This window comes from Allobosea sp. 47.2.35 (assembly GCF_024655635.1).
GTDB lineage: Bacteria > Pseudomonadota > Alphaproteobacteria > Rhizobiales > Beijerinckiaceae > Allobosea.
Genome location: NZ_JANLGI010000003.1, coordinates 335,971 through 353,801, shown reverse-complemented (window position 1 = coordinate 353,801; position 17,831 = coordinate 335,971). Strand labels below are relative to the sequence as shown.

At 66.2% G+C, this 17,831-nt stretch carries 18 protein-coding genes; 6 read left to right on the top strand and 12 right to left on the bottom strand.

What is annotated here, in order from left to right; translation table 11 throughout:
• The first annotated feature begins 8 nt into the window (after window positions 1–8).
• The 4 genes from NUV79_RS06850 (at window position 9) to NUV79_RS06835 (ending at window position 6,055) form a co-directional block, all read left to right on the top strand.
• Entirely contained in the window at window positions 9–1,022 is a 1,014-nt protein-coding gene (locus NUV79_RS06850; protein WP_257732310.1) for a YcjF family protein, read from the top strand.
• 176 nt (window positions 1,023–1,198) lie between these two features.
• Window positions 1,199–2,599 carry a flagellar hook protein FlgE gene (locus tag NUV79_RS06845; RefSeq protein WP_257732309.1) on the top strand — a complete coding sequence of 467 codons (1,401 nt, stop codon included), beginning with the start codon at window positions 1,199–1,201 and terminating at the stop codon, window positions 2,597–2,599.
• Window positions 2,600–2,658: 59 nt separating this feature from the next.
• Complete coding sequence (flgK, locus tag NUV79_RS06840; RefSeq protein ID WP_257732308.1) at window positions 2,659–4,530, top strand: flagellar hook-associated protein FlgK; 1,872 nt, start codon at window positions 2,659–2,661, stop codon at window positions 4,528–4,530.
• Window positions 4,531–4,537: 7 nt separating this feature from the next.
• A complete protein-coding gene (locus tag NUV79_RS06835; protein ID WP_257732307.1) occupies window positions 4,538–6,055 on the top strand; it encodes a flagellin in 1,518 nt (505 codons plus the stop codon).
• A 90-nt stretch (window positions 6,056–6,145) separates the two neighbouring features.
• Here NUV79_RS06835 and flaF read toward each other — a convergent pair whose 3' ends face one another.
• The 8 genes from flaF to NUV79_RS06795 form a co-directional block, all read right to left on the bottom strand.
• The gene (flaF, locus tag NUV79_RS06830) at window positions 6,146–6,517 is read right to left on the bottom strand and encodes a flagellar biosynthesis regulator FlaF (protein WP_257732306.1); all 372 of its coding nucleotides are present in this window, start codon (window positions 6,515–6,517) and stop codon (window positions 6,146–6,148) included.
• On the bottom strand, window positions 6,501–6,893 hold the full coding sequence (flbT, locus tag NUV79_RS06825; protein ID WP_257732305.1) for a flagellar biosynthesis repressor FlbT: 393 nt from the start codon (window positions 6,891–6,893) through the stop codon (window positions 6,501–6,503). The genes flaF and flbT overlap by 17 nt, the downstream gene beginning before the upstream one ends.
• 49 nt (window positions 6,894–6,942) lie before the next feature.
• Complete coding sequence (locus tag NUV79_RS06820; RefSeq protein ID WP_257732304.1) at window positions 6,943–8,265, bottom strand: flagellin N-terminal helical domain-containing protein; 1,323 nt, start codon at window positions 8,263–8,265, stop codon at window positions 6,943–6,945.
• A 201-nt stretch (window positions 8,266–8,466) separates the two neighbouring features.
• Window positions 8,467–9,804 (bottom strand): flagellin N-terminal helical domain-containing protein, encoded by a 1,338-nt coding sequence (locus NUV79_RS06815; protein ID WP_257732303.1) that lies wholly within the window; start codon window positions 9,802–9,804, stop codon window positions 8,467–8,469.
• Between the two features lie 243 nt (window positions 9,805–10,047).
• Complete coding sequence (locus tag NUV79_RS06810; protein ID WP_257732302.1) at window positions 10,048–10,503, bottom strand: hypothetical protein; 456 nt, start codon at window positions 10,501–10,503, stop codon at window positions 10,048–10,050.
• A gap of 226 nt (window positions 10,504–10,729) precedes the next feature.
• A complete protein-coding gene (locus tag NUV79_RS06805; protein WP_257732301.1) occupies window positions 10,730–11,218 on the bottom strand; it encodes a hypothetical protein in 489 nt (162 codons plus the stop codon).
• Window positions 11,205–11,561 (bottom strand): rod-binding protein, encoded by a 357-nt coding sequence (locus NUV79_RS06800; RefSeq protein WP_257732300.1) that lies wholly within the window; start codon window positions 11,559–11,561, stop codon window positions 11,205–11,207. Before NUV79_RS06800 ends, NUV79_RS06805 begins: the two co-directional genes overlap by 14 nt.
• The gene (locus NUV79_RS06795) at window positions 11,561–12,646 is read right to left on the bottom strand and encodes a flagellar basal body P-ring protein FlgI (protein ID WP_257732355.1); all 1,086 of its coding nucleotides are present in this window, start codon (window positions 12,644–12,646) and stop codon (window positions 11,561–11,563) included. The genes NUV79_RS06800 and NUV79_RS06795 overlap by 1 nt, the downstream gene beginning before the upstream one ends.
• Before the next feature lie 276 nt (window positions 12,647–12,922).
• Here NUV79_RS06795 and NUV79_RS06790 point away from each other — a divergent pair, with 276 nt between their 5' ends.
• Window positions 12,923–13,330, top strand: coding sequence for a flagellar assembly protein FliX (locus tag NUV79_RS06790; protein ID WP_257732299.1), 408 nt, complete (start codon window positions 12,923–12,925; stop codon window positions 13,328–13,330).
• A 19-nt stretch (window positions 13,331–13,349) separates the two neighbouring features.
• On the opposite strand, the gene NUV79_RS06785 is transcribed toward NUV79_RS06790, so the two are convergent.
• From NUV79_RS06785 to NUV79_RS06775, 3 genes are all read right to left on the bottom strand, one after another.
• On the bottom strand, window positions 13,350–13,895 hold the full coding sequence (locus NUV79_RS06785; protein WP_257732298.1) for a 2,4'-dihydroxyacetophenone dioxygenase family protein: 546 nt from the start codon (window positions 13,893–13,895) through the stop codon (window positions 13,350–13,352).
• Between the two features lie 89 nt (window positions 13,896–13,984).
• Window positions 13,985–14,722, bottom strand: coding sequence for an SDR family NAD(P)-dependent oxidoreductase (locus tag NUV79_RS06780; protein WP_257732297.1), 738 nt, complete (start codon window positions 14,720–14,722; stop codon window positions 13,985–13,987).
• A gap of 77 nt (window positions 14,723–14,799) precedes the next feature.
• Entirely contained in the window at window positions 14,800–15,615 is an 816-nt protein-coding gene (locus NUV79_RS06775; RefSeq protein WP_257732296.1) for a hypothetical protein, read from the bottom strand.
• A gap of 215 nt (window positions 15,616–15,830) precedes the next feature.
• Between NUV79_RS06775 and NUV79_RS06770 the strand changes: the two genes are divergently transcribed.
• Window positions 15,831–17,045, top strand: a complete 1,215-nt coding sequence (locus NUV79_RS06770; protein WP_257732295.1) for an NADP-dependent isocitrate dehydrogenase — start codon at window positions 15,831–15,833, stop codon at window positions 17,043–17,045.
• 80 nt (window positions 17,046–17,125) lie between these two features.
• Here NUV79_RS06770 and NUV79_RS06765 read toward each other — a convergent pair whose 3' ends face one another.
• Entirely contained in the window at window positions 17,126–17,761 is a 636-nt protein-coding gene (locus tag NUV79_RS06765) for a class I SAM-dependent methyltransferase (protein WP_257732294.1), read from the bottom strand.
• Window positions 17,762–17,831: the final 70 nt, after the last annotated feature.

The window sequence follows — 17,831 nt, the reverse complement described above, 5'->3', positions numbered from 1 at the left end:
GTTTCGCGATGAGCAAGGCACCGCGCGCCATCCGCCTCGACAGCCCGCAGGCGGGCGAGCCAGCCGGCGAGGTCCCGATCCGGCAGGGAGATCTCGCGATCCTGCCCGAGAGCGAGCCGATCGATGCCGTGGTTCCCGCCGTTCCGGCAAAGGCCAGGCGTGGTTTCTCCTGGGGCTCGCTGTTCGTGGCGGGGCTGTCCGGCTTTCTGGCGCTGGCGGCCGGCGTCTGGGTCGAGAACACCATTCGCTCGCTGATGAGCCAGAACCCGGCGCTGGGCTATGCCGCGCTGGCCTGTGCGGCGGTCGCGACGCTGGCGCTGCTGGTCATGCTGGCGCGGGTGCTGCGCGACATCCTGCGCGAGCGCAAGGTCGAGGCTTTGCGCGAGCGCGCTGCCGCGGCGCTGGTTGGCGGCACGCCCGACGAGGGCCGGGCGATCGCGGGCGAACTCGTCGCGCTCTACAAGGGGCGGGCGCCGACGGCGCAGGGCCGCGCCGCGCTGCAGGAGGCGCTGCCGCAGCTCTTCGCGGCGCGCGATATGCTGACGGTGGCGGAGCGCAGCCTGCTCGCGCCGCTCGATGCGCAGGCCACCGCCCAGATCGCGCAGGCGGCGCGGCGCGTCTCGCTGGTGACGGCAGTCAGCCCGCGCGCATTGGTCGATGTCGTCTTCGTGCTGGTCGCCTGCGCGCGATTGCTGCGCTCGATCGCCGGCATCTATGCCGGGCGGCCCGGCACGCTCGGCCTGCTCCGGCTGGCACGGCAGGTCATGAACCATCTCGTGCTGACCGGTGGCATCGCGGCCGGCGATGCCGTGATCCAGCAGGTGGTGGGGCAGGGGCTTGCCGCCCGGCTTTCGGCCAAGCTTGGCGAGGGTGTGATCAACGGCATGCTGACGGCCAGGATCGGGCTTGCCGCGCTCGCAGTCTGCCGGCCGCTGCCCTTCGTGGCGGCGCCGGCGCCGACATTGTCGGATGTCGCGGGCGATCTCGGCGGATGGCGAAGCGGCAAGGATGACGAGGCCTGAACCCGGCAGAATCTGCCGGGAAGGGCGATTCTGCCCGGCTCGGACTGCCGCTAAACCTTTCGTAAACGATCCAACTCCTTGAAATCGCGTGAAACCGCACATGGCACGCGCCGTGCAGAACCTTGCCTCGAGTTGTGGGCCGCCCTTGGGGGGCTGCCGGTCGAGGTGAGGGTTCCATGGGTGTTTTCAGTGCGCTGACCACGGCGGTTTCGGGAATGACGGCGCAGTCCTATGCGCTTGAGAACATCTCCGGAAACATCGCCAACTCGCGGACGGCGGGCTACAAGCGGGTCGATACCGCCTTTGCCGATCTCGTGCCGGACGCGGCGCTGCGGCGGCAGGTCGCCGGCTCGGTCCAGGCTTTCAGCCAGGCGACGAACTCGATCCAGGGCGACCTCAACCCGACCCGCATCGACACCAATATCGCGATCAACGGCGACGGCTTCTTCGTCGTCGACCAGCGCGCGAGCGGCGTCGGCGCCAACACCCAGTTCGCCAATTCGAACCTCTACACCCGCCGCGGCGATTTCGACTTCGACGCCAACGGCTATCTGGTCAACGGTGCGGGCTACTACCTCAAGGGCCTGAAGATCGACCAGGTGACCGGGCAGCTGATCGGCACGCAGCCGGAAGTGCTGCGCATCACCAAGGAGCAATTCCCGGCCAAGGCGACCACCTCGATCGAGTATCGCGCCAATATCCCGGCCGTGCCGGCCACGACCCAGAAGACCCAAGGCGGCAGCGAGTTCCTCAATCCCGCCGCGGTCACGGCTGCCGGCGCGGCGCCGAACCCCTATGCCGGCAACGCCGCCGTGATGGGCAACAATATCAGCAGCTTCCTGGCGACCTCGATCCCCGGTGGCTCGGTGACCGTGTATGACACGCTCGGCAAGGCGACCAGCGTCGAGATGCGCTGGGCCAAGATCGACAACGGCAACCCGGCCGCGGTGCCGCCGACGACGGGCACCTGGGGCCTGTTCATAGCGCAGGACACCAGCGCGACCGGCGCCGGCCAGGTCGCCTATGTCCAGACAGGCCAGAACGTCACCTTCGGCACGACCGGCCAGATGGTGAGCCCGGCAAGCGGCGACATCACACTGCCGACCATGACGATCAACGGCACCACGATCACCGGCATCAACCTGACGACCGGCGGCAATGGCGTCACCCAGAACGGCGACGTCAGCGGCCAGATCGATGCGCGCAGCATCCGCCAGGACGGCTACACCGCCGGCACGCTCGACCGCGTCACGGTCTCGGCCGAAGGGCAGGTGATCGGCACCTTCAGCAACGGCCAGGTCGTGGCGCTCGCCCAGGTCTCGGTCGCCCGCTTCAACGCCGACAACTCGCTGAAGCGCCTCGATGGCGGCGCCTTCGAGGAGACGATCGAATCCGGCCCGCCGATCATCGGCCTCGGCACCTCGCAGATGGTCGGTGGCAGCGTCGAACAATCGAATACCGACATCGCCGACGAATTCTCGAAGATGATCGTCACCCAGCAGGCCTATTCGGCCAATACCAAGGTCATCACCACCGCGCAGGAGATGCTGAGCGCGGTGTTCAACATCATCCGCTGAACGACATAGCTGCCTAAGCCGCGGCCCAGGAGGGCCGCGTCTCGCAACAGGAGTTGACGATGGGCCTGAGCACCTCCCTCAATACGGCGATCGGCGGCCTCAACGCCGCCCAGGTCGGCATCGGCGTCGTCTCGCAGAACGTCGCCAATGCGGGGACGACAGGCTATGTCCGCCGCACGGTCTCGACCGCCGACAGCCTGAGCGGGCTGACCATTGGTGTGCAGAACACGCAGGTCCAGCGCCTGCTCGACAAGATCGTCCAGCACCAGCTCTGGCAGGAATCCTCCGGCGCCGCCTATACGTCGACGCGGGCGGAATCGCTGTCGAACCTCGACAAGCTCTATGGCGCGCCCGGCAGCGCCACGGCGCTGGACACGATCTTCAACAAGTTCACCGGAGCGTTGCAGTCGCTCCAGAACGATCCGTCGTCATACAGCCTGCGCTCGCAGGTGCTGGACAATGCGACGCAGCTTGCGCGCCAGCTCAACACGTTGTCGAACGGCGTGCAGGCGCTGCGCAGCCAGGCGGAGAGCGGGCTCGCGACTGCGGTGACCAAGGTCAACGACCTGCTCGGCGCGCTTGCCAAGGTCAATACGCGGATCGTCGGCAGCCCGAACGACAGCGCGACGGCGGGCCTGAAGGACCAGCGCGACCTGATCCTGTCCGAGCTGTCGCAATATGTCGACATCAAGACGATGGAGGATGCCCGCGGCTCGGTCTCGATCGTGACCGGCTCGGGGACGCAGCTCTTCGACGGGACCGCGGCCGTCACCTTCCAGTTCGACGAGCATGCGGGCCTGGGGCCTGACAACCAGTGGAATATCGACCCCGCCAAGCGCGGCGTCGGCACGATCAAGATCGTCGATGCCTCCGGCAATGCCTCGGACGCCATCGCCAACCGCATCTTCCGCTCCGGCGAGATCGCGGCCAATATCGAACTGCGTGACAAGACGCTGGTCCAGGCGCAGGCGCAGCTCGACGAAATCGCCGCGCAGATGTCGAAGGCGCTCTCGGATCGTGAGATTGCCGGCACGCCGGCGACGGTCGGTGCCGCCACCGGCTTCGATGTCGATCTCGCCGGCCTGCAGTCCGGCAATTCCGTCACGCTCGACTACAAGGTCACGCCCGGCGGGCAGACCCAGCGCTTCACCTTCGTGCGCGTCGATTCCGCAGCATCGCTGCCTTTGCCGGCCTCGGCCAGCGGGGATGCCAATAATCGCGTCATCGGCATCGACTTCTCGGGTGGTCCCGCATCCGTCGCAGCGCAGATCCAGGCCGCCGTCGGCACGGGCTTCACGGTGTCGAACACCGGCTCGACCCTGCGCATCGTCGATGACGGCGCAGCCGGCACGCGCGATGTCATCGGGCTGACGTCCCGGCCGACCAACTCGGTCCTTGCTTCGGCGGGCGGGGCGGTCGAATTGCCGTTCTTCGTCGATGGCCCGTCCGGCAACGCCTTCACCGGCTCCTTCGACGGAGGATCCCAGACCACGGGGTTTGCCGCCCGGATCACCGTCAACCCGGCTCTGATCGCCGACCGCTCGCTGCTGGTCGCCTACAATACCTCGCCGGCAACGGCGCAGGGCGACGCGACCCGGCCCAAGCTCATGCTCGAGCGGCTGACGCAGAGCCAGCGCGCTTTCACCAATGCGTCCGGGCTCGACGGCAACACGGCGAGCTCGAGCACGACGATCTCGAACTTCGTCCAGCGCGTCGTCTCCTCGCAGGGGCAGGCCGTCGAGGCGGCCAAGCGGCTCGACGAGGGCCAGCAGGTGGCACTCGCCTCCGTCCAGAGCCGTTTCCAGCAGATGGCGCAGGTCAATGTCGACCAGGAAATGTCGATGCTGATCGAACTCCAGACCGCCTATGCCGCCAATGCCCGCGTCATCTCCACGATGAAGGAGATGATGGACGTGTTGATGAGAGTGTGAGGCCGCGATGACCATCACCAGCTACGGCACCGGCGCCTATCGCACCGCCAAGCCCAATGAATACGTTTCCACCCGGGCGCAGTTCGACGACCTGCAGCGGCAGCTCGACACCAAGCAGCGCAGCACCAGCTATGGCGATCTCGGTATCGACCGGCGCGTCAGCCTCGATCTGAACGGCAAGGTCTCGCAGCTCGATTCCTGGCTGAGCGGCATCGAACTGAGCAATGTGAATCTCAAGCTGCAGACGGCCTCGGTCGAGAACTTCACCAAGCTCACCAACGAGACGCGCAACGATACGCGCTCCAACAGCTATGTGCCGAGCGCCGGCGGCCGTTCCTCGCCGCAGGTGCTGGCGGAGGAAAAGTTCAAGCAGACGCTCGACCTGCTGAACATCGCGGTGAACGGGCGATACCTGTTCTCCGGCAAGACCTCCGACACGCAGCCGACCGCCGGCTTCAGCGAAATCGTCAATGGCGACGGCGCCGGCAAGGCTGGCCTGAAGCAGTTGATCGACGAACGCCGGCAGGCCGATCTCGGCTCCGGCCAGGGCCGATTGACCGTCGGCGGCGCCGGCACCACCGCGACGATCGCCGAGGAGGCGACGGTCCATCCTTACGGCTTCAAGATCGCGGGCATCACCGGTAGCTCGGCCGCGCTCGGGACGACCTTCAATCCCGGCCCGCCGGCCGATGTTTCGGTGAACGTCGCGACGCAGCCCGCGGCCGGCGACACCGTTCGCCTCATGCTCAACCTGCCGGACGGGACGCAGGAAGAGGTGGTGCTGACCGCGCGCGCCGCCGGCACCACTGGCTCGGACACCAACAGCTTCGAGATCGGCGTCGACGCCAATGCGACGGCCGCCAATCTGCGCACCGCGATCGGTGCCGCGCTCGGCAAGGAAGCGAATACAACGCTCTCGGCGGCCTCCTCGCAGGTCGCGGCGCAGGATTTCTTCGCCGGCAGCCTGAACAATCCGCCTAAGCGGGTTCCGGGCCCGCCCTTCGCCAGCGCGACCCTGCCGCCGACCAATGCCGGCGCGGCCGCGACCACCGTGATCTGGTATCGCGGCGACGATGGCGCGGACCCGGCGCGCAACACCGCGACGGTCCAGGTCGATCAGGGCCAGACGGTCGGTACCGGCGCACGGGCGAACGAAGAAGCCTTCCGCGTCGGCCTCGCCCAGTTCGCGATCATGGCTGTCGAGAATTTCCCGGCCGGCGACACGAATTCGCAGGCACGCTACGAGGCCATGACCTCGCGGGTCAGCGAGAAGCTCGGCTTCGGCGGCAGTACCCAGAAGCCGGCCGAGATCATCACCGAATTGGGCTCGGCCCAGTCGGCGCTGTCGAACGCCAAGGCGCGCCACCAGAGCACCAAGGACTACCTGACCACGACGCTGGCAGGGGTCGAGAACGTCACGACCGAGGAGGTCGCGACGCAGATCCTCGCTCTGCAGACGCAGTTGCAGGCGAGCTATCAGGTGACCTCGATGCTCTCGAAGCTGTCGCTGACCAACTATCTCTGAGCGCTCTCCGGAGCGTTGCTCATCCCAAACGAAAACGCCGCCCCGAAAGGGCGGCGTTTTCGTTTGTCCAGCGGTCGGGTTGAGGCGGGCTCAGCGCCCGCGCAGGCCGGCGGCGATGTCGCGGTTGATGTTGACCAGGACGCCCAGAGATTGCGGCTGCGGATCGGCCGAGATCTTGAAGGTCTGGTTGAAGATGAAATTGGCTAGGCTGAGGATGTTGGTCTTGATGCCGACCGGGAGCGGATTGTCCTCGGCGATGACGGCGGAGACCAGCAGGGTCCACAGGCGGCGATTATAGGTCAGCGCCTCGTCCAGTTCGCGCTCGCGCAGGTTCCAGTCGTCCGCGACGGCCTGGAGCCGCGTGGCGGCCTTGATCAGAAGGGAGGCCTCGAGTTCGCGAGGTGAAACGACGGATTGAGCGGTCTTGGCAGCGGCGGCGTAGGCGTTAAACCCGTTTTGCATTCTCGAACAGTTCCGCTTCATAGGCGATCAGCTTTCTGGCCGCCTTGAGAGCTTTATAGAGGTCGTCGCTTAAGATGCGGTTATTGATCTCGTGAACATGCGGCAGAGCGCTCGGCGCCGCATTGATGAAGTCGCGCACGAGCTGGAAATAGGTCTCGTGCTCATGCGTTGGGTCCTGCGCCAGATACATGAGCTGGATCGCGAGATAGATCTTCTTGGCCGGGGTATCGGCCGTCGCTGCGGTCAGGATGTCCTTCTCGCGCAGGATGGGCGCGTCGCCCTCGATGAAGAAGCGGGTGCGTTGCTCGTCGTTGCGGATCACCACCTGGCCGATGATGATGCGTTCGCGCGGCTTGAGCTCGACCTTGAGAGCCATGTCGGTCCTGCCTTCTGGCTGGAGGGGAGGGCGGGCGGCGTCTTCGGCGTCAGCCGAAGAGCCGGAGCACGCCCTGGTCGGCCTGGTTCGCCAGCGACAGCGCCGTCTGGGACAGCTGCTGGCGGGTGTTGAGGGCCAGCAGGCTGGCGCCTTCCTCGTTCGGATCGGCCAGCACGAGGTTGCCGGCGCCGGTGGTCAGGACGTTGGCCAGTTCCTTGGTGAAGTCCTGGCGGGTCTGGGCGACCGAGAGATTGGAGCCCAGCGTCGAGGCCAGCGACTTCAGCGAGGTCAGCGCGCCGGTGAGGGCGGCGGTCGCCTTGTCGAGGTCACCGTCGTTCTGGAAGTTGATGAAGCCGGCAAGCTGCGTGTTGATGGCGCGCGGAATACCCAGGTTGTCGGAGGTGATGTTCGAGCCCTGGATGTCGAGCTTGGTCTGGTTCTTGCCGGTCTTCTCGTTGAACTGGATCGACAGCCGGTCGCCCGTCAACAGGTTGATGCCGTTGTAGCTCGAGTCCTTGGCGAGATCGTCGATCTTGTTGCGCAGGTCGTTGAACTGATCGATCAGGTTCGAACGGACAGCCGAGGTGATGTTCGTGCCGGCGATGCCCGCGCCGGTGCGGTCAGCCGCAGCGAAACCAACGGCAGTGTTGCTGGTGCCGCCCTGGGCTGCGGTGATGGCAGCGGCGCCACCGGCGCCGACGCCGATACCGACCTGCAGAGGCTCGGAACCCGCGCCCTTGACGTTGAGCTGGCCCTTCTCGTCGACGAAGGCGGTGGCGATGCCGGACTTGTTGATCTCGTTGACGAGGTCACGCATCGTCGCGTTCGCGGCGGAGAAGGAGATTTCGTAGGTCGTCGAACCGGCGACGATCGAGATGCCGACATCGGTAGAGCCGGCCGTCATGCCGACGTTGCCGGAATAGGTAGCGGTCGCATCGTTGGCGACGCCGGCGTTGTCATCGACCAGCTTCTTGTCGAGGGCGATGTCCTTCAGGCTCTTCGAGGTGACGGCGGCTTCGGTCGCGGTCGCGAGAGCCGTGCCGGCCTTGGTCGGGCGGTTCTGCGCGGCGTCGGCCTGGGCCTGCTTCACCGTCGACTGCAGCGACTGGACCAGCTTGGTGATGCCGTCGATGCCCTTGGACGCGGTCTGGATGGTCTGGATGCCGTTCGAGATGCCGTCGAGAAGGCCAGTGAGCTGGCTGGAGCGGTCGTTCAGCGAAAGCGCGGTGAAGTAGTTCACCGGGTTGTCGATGGCGGAATTGACCTTCTTGCCGGTGGCGAGGCGGTTCTGGATCACGCTCTGCTGCGCCGTGGTCTGCTGAAGCGTCAGCAGGTTGTTGCGAACGCCGCTGGAAAGGATCGTGCTGGCCATCTTCGGTCCCCTGAACGCGCGATTCCGGCGCGATGCAACCTGATTTCAGGGGTGATCATCACTCGTTAAGGATAATAAAAAGTTAATTGCGCCGGCAATCTCGTTACCGCGCCCAAACGAAAAGCGGCGGCGCCGAAGCTCCGCCGCTCTTTGACTTCGTCCCGCGTCCTGCGGGCTGATCCGCTTTCTGCGGACCGAAGATCAGAACAGACGCAGGACGCCCTGGTCGGACTGGTTCGCCAGCGAGAGCGCCGTCTGGGCGAGCTGCTGACGGGTCTGCAGCGCGAGCAGGGAGGCGGCCTCGGCGTTGACGTCGGCGTTGGTCAGGTTGTCGGCACCGGTCGTCAGGGCGCTCGCCATGTCCTTGGTGAAGTCCTGGCGGGTCTGGGCGACCGAGAGGTTGGCGCCGAAGGTCGAAGCGAGCGACTTCAGCGAAGTCAGCGCACCGGTAAGCGACTTCGTCGCGGTTTCCAGATCGGCGTCGTTCTGGAAGTTGGTGGTGCCGGCGAGCTGGGTGTTGCCAGCCTTGGCGATACCCAGGTTGTCCGAGGTCAGGGTGGTGCCCTGAACGTCGAGCTTGGTCTGGTTCTTGCCGGTCTTCTCGTTGAAGACGATCGACAGGCGGTCACCACCGAGCAGGTTGATGCCGTTATAGCCCGAGTCCTTGGCCAGATCGTCGATCTTGCTGCGCAGATCGTTGTACTGGTCGATCAGGTTCGAGCGCACCGACGAGGTGATGCCGGAAGAGGCGGCACCCGTCGTCCGGTCGGCGGCAGCCAGGCCAAACTTGGTGTTCTGCAGGCCGGTCGCCGAGTCGGTGACCGCAGCGCCGGCGTTGGCACCGGCGCCGATACCGACACCGAGCTGCTCCGAACCCGTACCCTTGACGTTGAGGACACCCTTCTCGTCGACGAAGGCGGTAGCGACACCCGAGCCGTTGATCGCGTTCACGACGTCACGGACGGTCGTGTTGGCGGTCATGGTGATGCTGATATCGGTCGTCGAGGTCGGCGCGGCCGGGTTGGTGACGATCTGGATGTTGAGTTCCGGCGTCGCCGTGAGGTCGATACCGAGATCGCCCGCGGTGCTCGCGGTCGCGGTCGCCACCGTGGTGTCGCCAGCGCTGCCGAGGCGCTTGTCGAGGGCGATGTCCTTCAGGCTCTTCGAAGTCAGGGCGGCTTCTGCCGCCGTGGCCAGCGTCGTGCCAGTGCCGACAACGGTCGGGCGGTTCTGAGCCGCGTCGGCCTGAGCCTGCTTGATGGTCGACTGCAGGGAGTTCACCAGCTTGGTGATGCCGTCGATGCCCTTGGACGCGGTCTGGATGGTCTGGATGCCGTTCGACATGCCGTCGAGCAGGCCAGTGAGCTGGCTCGAACGCTCATTCAGCGAAGCGGCGGTGAAGTAGTTGACCGGGTTGTCGACGGCGGTGTTGACCCGCTTGCCGGTCGCGAGACGGTTCTGGATCGCCAGAGCCTGCGACGTGGTCGACTGCAGCGACGCCAGGTTGTTGCGCACGCCGGAGGAGAGAGAGACGGCCATTTGTTTTTTACCTTCTGGTATGGAGCCTTCTGGCGTCCAGGCCGTTCTGGCCAGGACAGGGCGACCCTGCTGCGCCAGCCCGTAACAACAGGTAAATTTCAGCTGGCGAATTGAGCGGGATCGGTGGCTTGTCGGGGCATGGTTAAGCAGCCTCTAACGGCGACGCTCTGAGCAGGCGCCCAAACGCAAACCGCCCGCGCGGAGGCGGGCGGTTCCAGAAGGCATTGGAAGGGGAGGAGGCGCTCAGGCCGTCCGCTCGACCTGGTGGTGTTGCGGCTCGCTGGCCTCGCGGGCCCGCTCGCTGAGTTCGCGTGAATAGGCGCGCAGCTTGAGCAGCGTCTCGTCCGGCAGCTGCGAGATCGTCTCGCCGGTCTGCGGATCCTTCTTCTGCAGGACGATCGCGCGAGTCTGCGGATCGATGACCAGCTTGCGTTCGACGGTCTTGTCGGTAACGCGGGCGGCCTCGCGATTGTTCTGGGCGTTGTCGCGGGCCCGGCGCTCGCCATCGGCACGGCTCTGGGCGTCGCGCGACTCGGCGCGGACCTCGACATTGACGGCGGAGCCGGCGGAGGCCGATTGCACGGTCTTTTCAGGGGGAAGATCGACCGCGACGCTGCCGGCATGGGCCGTGACATCTGAACGGCTGACAGGCGGCGGGCCGATCACGGCCGCGAGCTTGGGGGCGTTGCCAAAATCCATGACCACTCCTTCTGGAGTCGTTCACGGCGCCGTCGCGCCGCTCTCGTCCGGTGCCGGGAGCAGGACGTGGCTACCCGACATTGCGGAGATTGGCAGAAAAGATTGAATCCGGCGTCAAGAAATTAGGTAAATCTTTAGGGTTTCCGGCGCAGCCGCGGCGTAAACCCTTTTTAAACCAAGGGGCTGGCGCTCCTGCCTTGGCGCGGGAGCGGCCTGCCGCGGTGCCTCAAAGCCGACGCGAGACGACCAGCGGTCCGGAATTCGGACGGGCGAAGACGCCGGCCCCGACCGTAGCCGCCGGGCCGTAGCCATTGGCGCGCATCGGTTTGTTGGCATCGGCGGCGAGGTCGCGAACGATCGATTCCGAGACGGCGCGGGCGGTCGCCAGCACGATCTGGTTGGTCTCGATCAGGCTCTGGAAGGCGAGATGGGCGTCCTTCAGCCGCTTGACCTGGTCCGGCACGAAGCGGGCCAGCGCCACCGCGTTCAGCTTCACCTGCTCGACGCCGCGCATGTAGATGCCGGCGAGTTCGGTCTTGCGCGGCTCGCGGGTCATCGCTTCCGGCAGGCGGCCGGCGCGAACGAGCTCGGTTTCCTCGCCGACGAGATGGGAGAGGGCGCCGAGCGCTTCCAGGACAGCTTCGACCAGGGCGCGGGCACTCAGCGCATCGGCGATGCGCGGACGCTCGTCGAGGATCGGCTTAGCGGCCAGCATTCTGCACTCCGGCCGCGGCCTGCTCCTGCAGGTTGATCAGGTCGCGCATGATCTGGTTGGACAGGCCGATGCCGCCGGCCTTCTGGATCTGCTGGGCGTATTGCTGGGTGAGCTGCGAGCGCCAGATGCCGCCGCCGGTGCCGTTCTCGCCGAGAGGGCCTTCGCCGGTTTCGCCGGCGAAGAGCTTCTCGGTCATCTGCTCGAGGAACATGGTCTCGAACTCGTCGGCCTGTTTCTTGGCCTTGGCCTTGGCCGGGTCGAGCGCATCGGCAATGCCGCTGGCGACCTTGCCGGCGACGCCGAGGGCGAGGTTCGCGGCGGGAAGCGCGAGGGCAACAGTCATCACATCACCTCGATTTCAGCCTGCAGCGCGCCTGCCGACTTGATGGCCTGGAGAATGGAGATCAGGTCGCGCGGGCCGATGCCGAGCGCGTTGAGCCCGTCAACGAGCTCGGCCAGCGTCACGCTTTCCTTGACGAGGGCGAGCTTGTTGCCGCCGCCGGTATCGACCTTGACGTTGGTCCGGGGCGTCACGACGGTCTGGCCGCGCCCGAAGGGCTCTGGCTGCGAGACCTGCGGCTGCTCGCTGATCGTGACGGTGAGGTTGCCCTGCGCCACGGCGACCGTGGAGACGCGGACGTCCTTGCCCATGACGATGATGCCGGAGCGCTCGTCGATGACGATGCGGGCGAGCTGGTCGGGCTCGACGCGCAGCTGCTCGATATCGGTCAGCAGCCGGATCATGTTGCCCTTGAAGCGGGGCGGAATCTGCAGGACCACGGTCGAGGGGTCGGTCGGTTCGGCCGAGTCGCCACCGACGAAATCGTTGATCGCCGCGGCCATGCGGCGGGCCGTGGTCAGGTCCGGGTTGCGCAGCGACAGGCGCAGGGTCGAGAGCTTGTTCAGCGCGAAGTCGATCTCGCGCTCGACGACGCCGCCATTGGCGATGCGGCCGACGGTCGGCACGCCGCGGGTGATCTTGCTGGCCTCGCCCTCGGCCGAGAAGCCGGAGATCGCGACCGGGCCCTGCGACACCGCATAGACTTCGCCATCGGCGCCGAGCAGTGGCGTGACCAGCAGCGTGCCGCCCTGCAGCGACTTGGCGTCGCCCATGGCCGAGACGGTGACGTCAACGCGTGTGCCCTGGGTGGCGAAGGGCGGCAGGTTGGCGGTCACCATCACGGCGGCGACGTTGGCGGTGCGCATGTTGGCGCCGCGGGTGTTGACGCCGAGGCGCTCCAGCATCGCCTGCAGCGACTGCTTGGTGAAAGGTGTGTTGTTGAGGGTGTCGCCCGTGCCGTTGAGGCCGACGACGATGCCGTAGCCGAGCAGCTGGTTGGTGCGGACACCCTCGACCGAGGCGAGGTCCTTGATGCGCGAGAGCGCGAACACCGGCTGCGACGTCAGGCCGACGACCACGGCCAGCATGGCGGCCAGCGGCTTCAGCAGCGTCTTCAGGGCGGGGTTGCGGAACATGCGTCTGGCACCAAAGGGTGGTTGAACTCGCCAGAGCCCCTGCGAGCGGCGTGCCAAACCGCTCGAATTTGAAAAGCCTTGTTTGTCAGTCCTTTGCAGTTCAGCGTCATGGTCGGAAGGCTCTTGCTGAGCCTGCGCTTCCTGCCGGGGCGGCAGTTTCTGCCGGGCAGTTTACCGGCTGTTAACCGTCTTCCGACAAGGTTTCATTAACCCTTAACGAGGCCGCCGATGATTAGGATCGACCAGCGCGCGCCCGTCTCGAATGCCGGCCCGGCCAGTTCCGCGAGGCGCTCGAGCGGCGCGGCCTTCACGCTTCCGACGCAGGATAGCGCGACCGCGACCCGCAGCAGCGGCGTCAGCGCGGCAGGCCCGCTCGACACCCTGCTTGCCGTCCAGGCGCAGGAGGATTCGCAGGATCGCAAGCGCCGGCAGGCAAGGCGCGGGCATGACCTGCTCGACGGGCTGGACCGGCTGAAGGCGGCGCTGCTCGCAGGCCGCGTGCTGCCCTCCGAGCTGGAGCGGCTACGCACGACGCTATCGCTTCGCCGCGAGGCGACGGACGATCCGCGCCTCGATGAGGTGCTGGCGCATATCGAACTGCGCGCGGCCGTTGAGCTGGCGAAGCTGAAGCGCTGAGGCGCCTCAGCCTGCTGCATTACCGAATGAACTGATCGACATACTCGGCGCCGAGCCCGTTCTGGGCGTAATGCGCGCGGCATTTGTCGATGCGGGTGAAGACGTCGTCATAACCGAGGCATTTGCCGTCCGGGTCGACATAGATCATCGCGCCATTGACCTGGAACATGGTGATCATCTCCTCGACATCGGGATCGACCACCAGCGTATGCGTCTCGCCCGGCGCCTCGTAGACATAGGAGCCCTCGGTCGCGACCCAGTCATGCTCCAGGTAGCGCCATTGGCCCTTGAGCACATAGCCATGGACCGGCAGCGGGTGGCGGTGGCGCGAGAGCACGCCGGCGCGGCGGACCTTGAGCAGGTTCATCCAGTAGCCGCGCGAGGTGCAGAGGAGGAGCGGGCGGAACCAGACATTGTCATCGACGGGGACCCAGACGCGCTCATCGGTCGGGATCACGTTCGGGACGATCAGCTCCGGCGGCGATTCCTTCGGCTGGGGATGGCGATAAGGCGTCCAGCGCTCGTCCTGCGTGGCGGCGACGGGCATCGGGCTCGTCGTGTTCATGGCGTCTCTCCCGTGCTGATGTTCTGATTCAATCCGCGCGCAATCTGATTCAAGTTTCCGGCCCAAGCCTTTGGGGCGGAATCGCTTTCCTAGACGGCGAGATAGCCGCCATCCACCGGCAGGATCGCGCCGGTGACGAACTGTGCCGCGTCCGAGAGCAGGAAGGCGATGGCACCGCCGACATCGCCGGGCTTGCCCCAGCGGCCCATCGGCGTGCGGGCAAGGATCGGCGCCGAACGCTCGGCATCCTCGACCAGCGGCCGGGTCAGCTCTGTCTCGATCCAGCCCGGCGCTACGGCATTCACGCGGATGCCGTCCTGCGCCCAGGCGGCGCCTAGCGACTTGGTGAGCTGGCCGATGCCACCCTTCGAGGCGGCATAGCCCGGCGCGAAGGGCGAGCCGTGGAAGGTCAGCATCGAGGCGATGTTGACGATGGCACCGCCCGCCTTGTCCGCTCCCTTTGCGGCGAGCTTGTCCTTCGTCGCGAGGCACATCCGCATCGTGCCGGTGAGATTGACCTCGATGGCCAGGCGGAAGGCGTCGATCTCGAATTCCTTGCCGCCGCGCTGGATCATGCCGGCGCAGTTCACCAGCGCGTCGAGGCGCGGGCAGGTCGCGACGATGGCGGCGACCTCGGCGTCGCGAGTCACGTCGAGACGGGCATGGCGGATGGCGGGGTGGGCCGGCGCCGCCGCGACCTCCTCCTCGGTCAAGCCGGTGGCGAGGACATCATAGCCAGCCTGGGCCAGGGCGAGGGCAGCGCCGGCGCCGATGCCGCGCGTGCCGCCGGTGACGAGAGCGAATTTGGTCGAGGTCGAGTGTGTCATCAGGCGAGGCTAGAGCGGCCCGCGCCGAGGGGGAAGGCAGGATGATGCAGGCCGCCATGCGATGGCGGCCGTGCCGGTCAATCCCACTTGTACTTCAGGGACAGCATCGCCCGGCCGCGCGTCTCGAAATCGCTGGCGACGAGCGGGACCTTGCGCGCCAGCGTGACATCGAAGGAGGTCTGCCAGGGCAGGTCGGCGAGCCTGGCGAGATCGACCGAGAGCTTCATTTCCGGCGTCATCGCGGTATGGATGCCGTCGCCCGGCGCGAAGACGTAAGTCCCGCCCATCGTGAGCTGCGAGGTCAGGGTCAGGTGCGGGATCAGCTCCTGCCGATAGCCGATCAAGGCTTCGCCGATCTGCTCGGGATTGCCGTAGAGCGCACTGCCGCCGCCGGTGGCGAGGCCCCAGATGAAGCCTTTGCCCGCTCCCACGGGCTGGGCGAGGCGCCAGCGCAGTTCCGCGTTCCGGGTTGCGCCGGTGCTCGCCGGATCGGAGAGCGTCGTCGAGAGCGAGAAGATGTCCTGGCCGAGCTTGAAGCCGACCGAACGGTCCTGTGCTGCGCTCATCGTATGCTGGCGGGCAGCAAAACCCTTGCGGATGATATCGACCGGGATCGGCGCCCGCGCCCGCAGATGCGCACCGGATGACGCCGCGGCGCGGCCGAGCGCGGCGAGGCCGGGATCGAAGACGATCGCATCGGGCTCGCCCGCGGCCAGCGCCGGCATCTCGTCCGCGTCGGGATCGATCAGCGCGCCGCGCGGGATCGGCAGCGGCATGACAGGCGTCTCCTCCGCCGTAAGCGGCGTGGAGGCGAGGGCGGGACTGAGCGTCGCCGCGATAAGGAGCGTGGCCGGCGCGAGGCCGGACCGGCAATCGAAAATGAAACGGAACACGTCGTCCGTCCTGTCGCTATGACGAGCGGCAGGACAGGCTAGGCGGGGAAGGTGCCGATTTTGCGGCGGTGCAGCATAATGATTGTTGCGTGAGATTGCCCGAAAGCCGCGCTTCCCCCGCCGCGCGTAACCCGCTAGGAAGCGACCCAGCCGGGAACCGTGGCCGAAAGCTGCGATTTCGGATCGTTCTATCTGGAGAGAACAGGGGTCATCGCATGAGCAAGATCAAGGTCGCCAACCCGGTCGTCGACATGGACGGCGACGAGATGACCCGGATCATCTGGCAGAAGATCAAGGACACCCTGATCTTCCCGTATCTGGATCTCGAGCTCGACTATTACGATCTCTCGGTCGAGAACCGCGACGCGACCAACGATCAGGTCACGATCGACGCCGCCAACGCCACCAAGAAGCATGGCGTCGCGGTCAAGTGCGCCACCATCACGCCGGACGAGGGCCGCGTGAAGGAGTTCAACCTCAAGGAAATGTGGAAGTCGCCGAACGGCACGATCCGCAACATCCTCGGCGGCGTGATCTTCCGCGAGCCGATCATCTGCAAGAACGTGCCGCGCCTCGTCCCGGGCTGGACCCAGCCGATCGTCATCGGCCGCCATGCCTTCGGCGACCAGTACCGCGCGACGGACTTCAAGTTCCCGGGCAAGGGTACGCTCTCGATCAAGTTCGTCGGCGAGGACGGCAAGGTCATCGAGAAGGAGGTCTTCAAGGCCCCCGAGGCCGGCGTCGCCATGGCGATGTACAATCTCGACGAGTCGATCAAGGACTTCGCTCGGGCGTCGCTGAACTACGGCCTGATGCGCAAGTATCCGGTCTATCTCTCGACCAAGAACACCATCCTCAAGACCTATGACGGCCGCTTCAAGGATATCTTCGAGGAGATTTACCAGACCGAGTTCAAGGCCAAGTTCGACGAGCTCGGCATCACCTACGAGCACCGCCTGATCGACGACATGGTCGCTTCGGCGATGAAGTGGTCGGGCGGCTATGTCTGGGCCTGCAAGAACTACGATGGCGACGTGCAGTCGGATACCGTGGCGCAGGGCTTCGGCTCGCTCGGCCTGATGACCTCGGTGCTGATGACGCCGGACGGCAAGACCGTCGAGGCAGAGGCCGCGCACGGCACGGTGACCCGCCACTATCGCGAGCACCAGAAGGGCAAGGAGACCTCGACGAACTCGATCGCCTCGATCTTCGCCTGGACCCGTGGCCTCAGCCATCGCGCCAAGCTCGACAACAATGCCGAGCTCGCCAAGTTCGCGGCGCTGCTGGAGAAGGTCACGGTCGATACGGTCGAGGCCGGCGACATGACCAAGGACCTCGCCCTGCTGGTCGGCGCCGAGCAGAAGTGGCTCTCGACCACCGGCTTCCTCGAGAAGGTCAGCGAGAACATGCGCAAGGCGATGGCCGCCTGATCTCAGGCGCATCGTTGCGTGGACTAAAAAGCCCGGCCGGAAGGCCGGGCTTTTTCATGCGTTGCGCTCGTCTGCGGCGATCAGGTCTTCCGGGCCACGATGTAGGGGCGCCAATCCTTGCCCTTGGTCGCATGGCCCTCGGTCGTCAGTATCTGAAAGCCTGCCGCAGACACGCGCTCTTTCAGCTCTGCCGCGCTGAAGACGGCGGCATAGGGCGCCAGCCGGAGCGCGCGCATCACGGGCAGGGCGGCGTATCCGACGAGCGGGTTCATGTCCCCGATACAGGGGGTCTTCGAGATGAACAGCCCGTCCTCGGCGAGCAAGCCGCGGATATGCCTCAGCGTGCCGGGCAGATCACGAACCAGATGCAGGTAGCTGAAGCCCAGAACGGCATCGAAACCGGCTTCGGGTGCGAGCGCTTCCGCCGTGGCCGCGCGGAAGCTCAATCCCGGGATCGCTTCGGTCGCCAGTTTCTGCTCGGCAATCGCGATCATGCCGGTGGAGATGTCGGTGGCCAGATAGCTTTGCACGCAGCCGGCCAGCCTGAGTGCTGTCGATCCGGTGCCGCAGCCGAGTTCCAGCACCCGGTCTTGCGATTTCAGCAGCGCGCGAGTCCGCTCCAGCGTGCGTTCATAGCCGGCGATGTCCGAGATGGTGCTGCGCGCATATCGGCCGGATGTCCGATCCCAGAAGCGGGCATCGTTCGCGCTGCTCATCTCTCGGCACTCCCCAAAGCAAGGCCGGTATAAGCGGCGAAGATTACGGGAGTTTTACGCGAAACCGCCC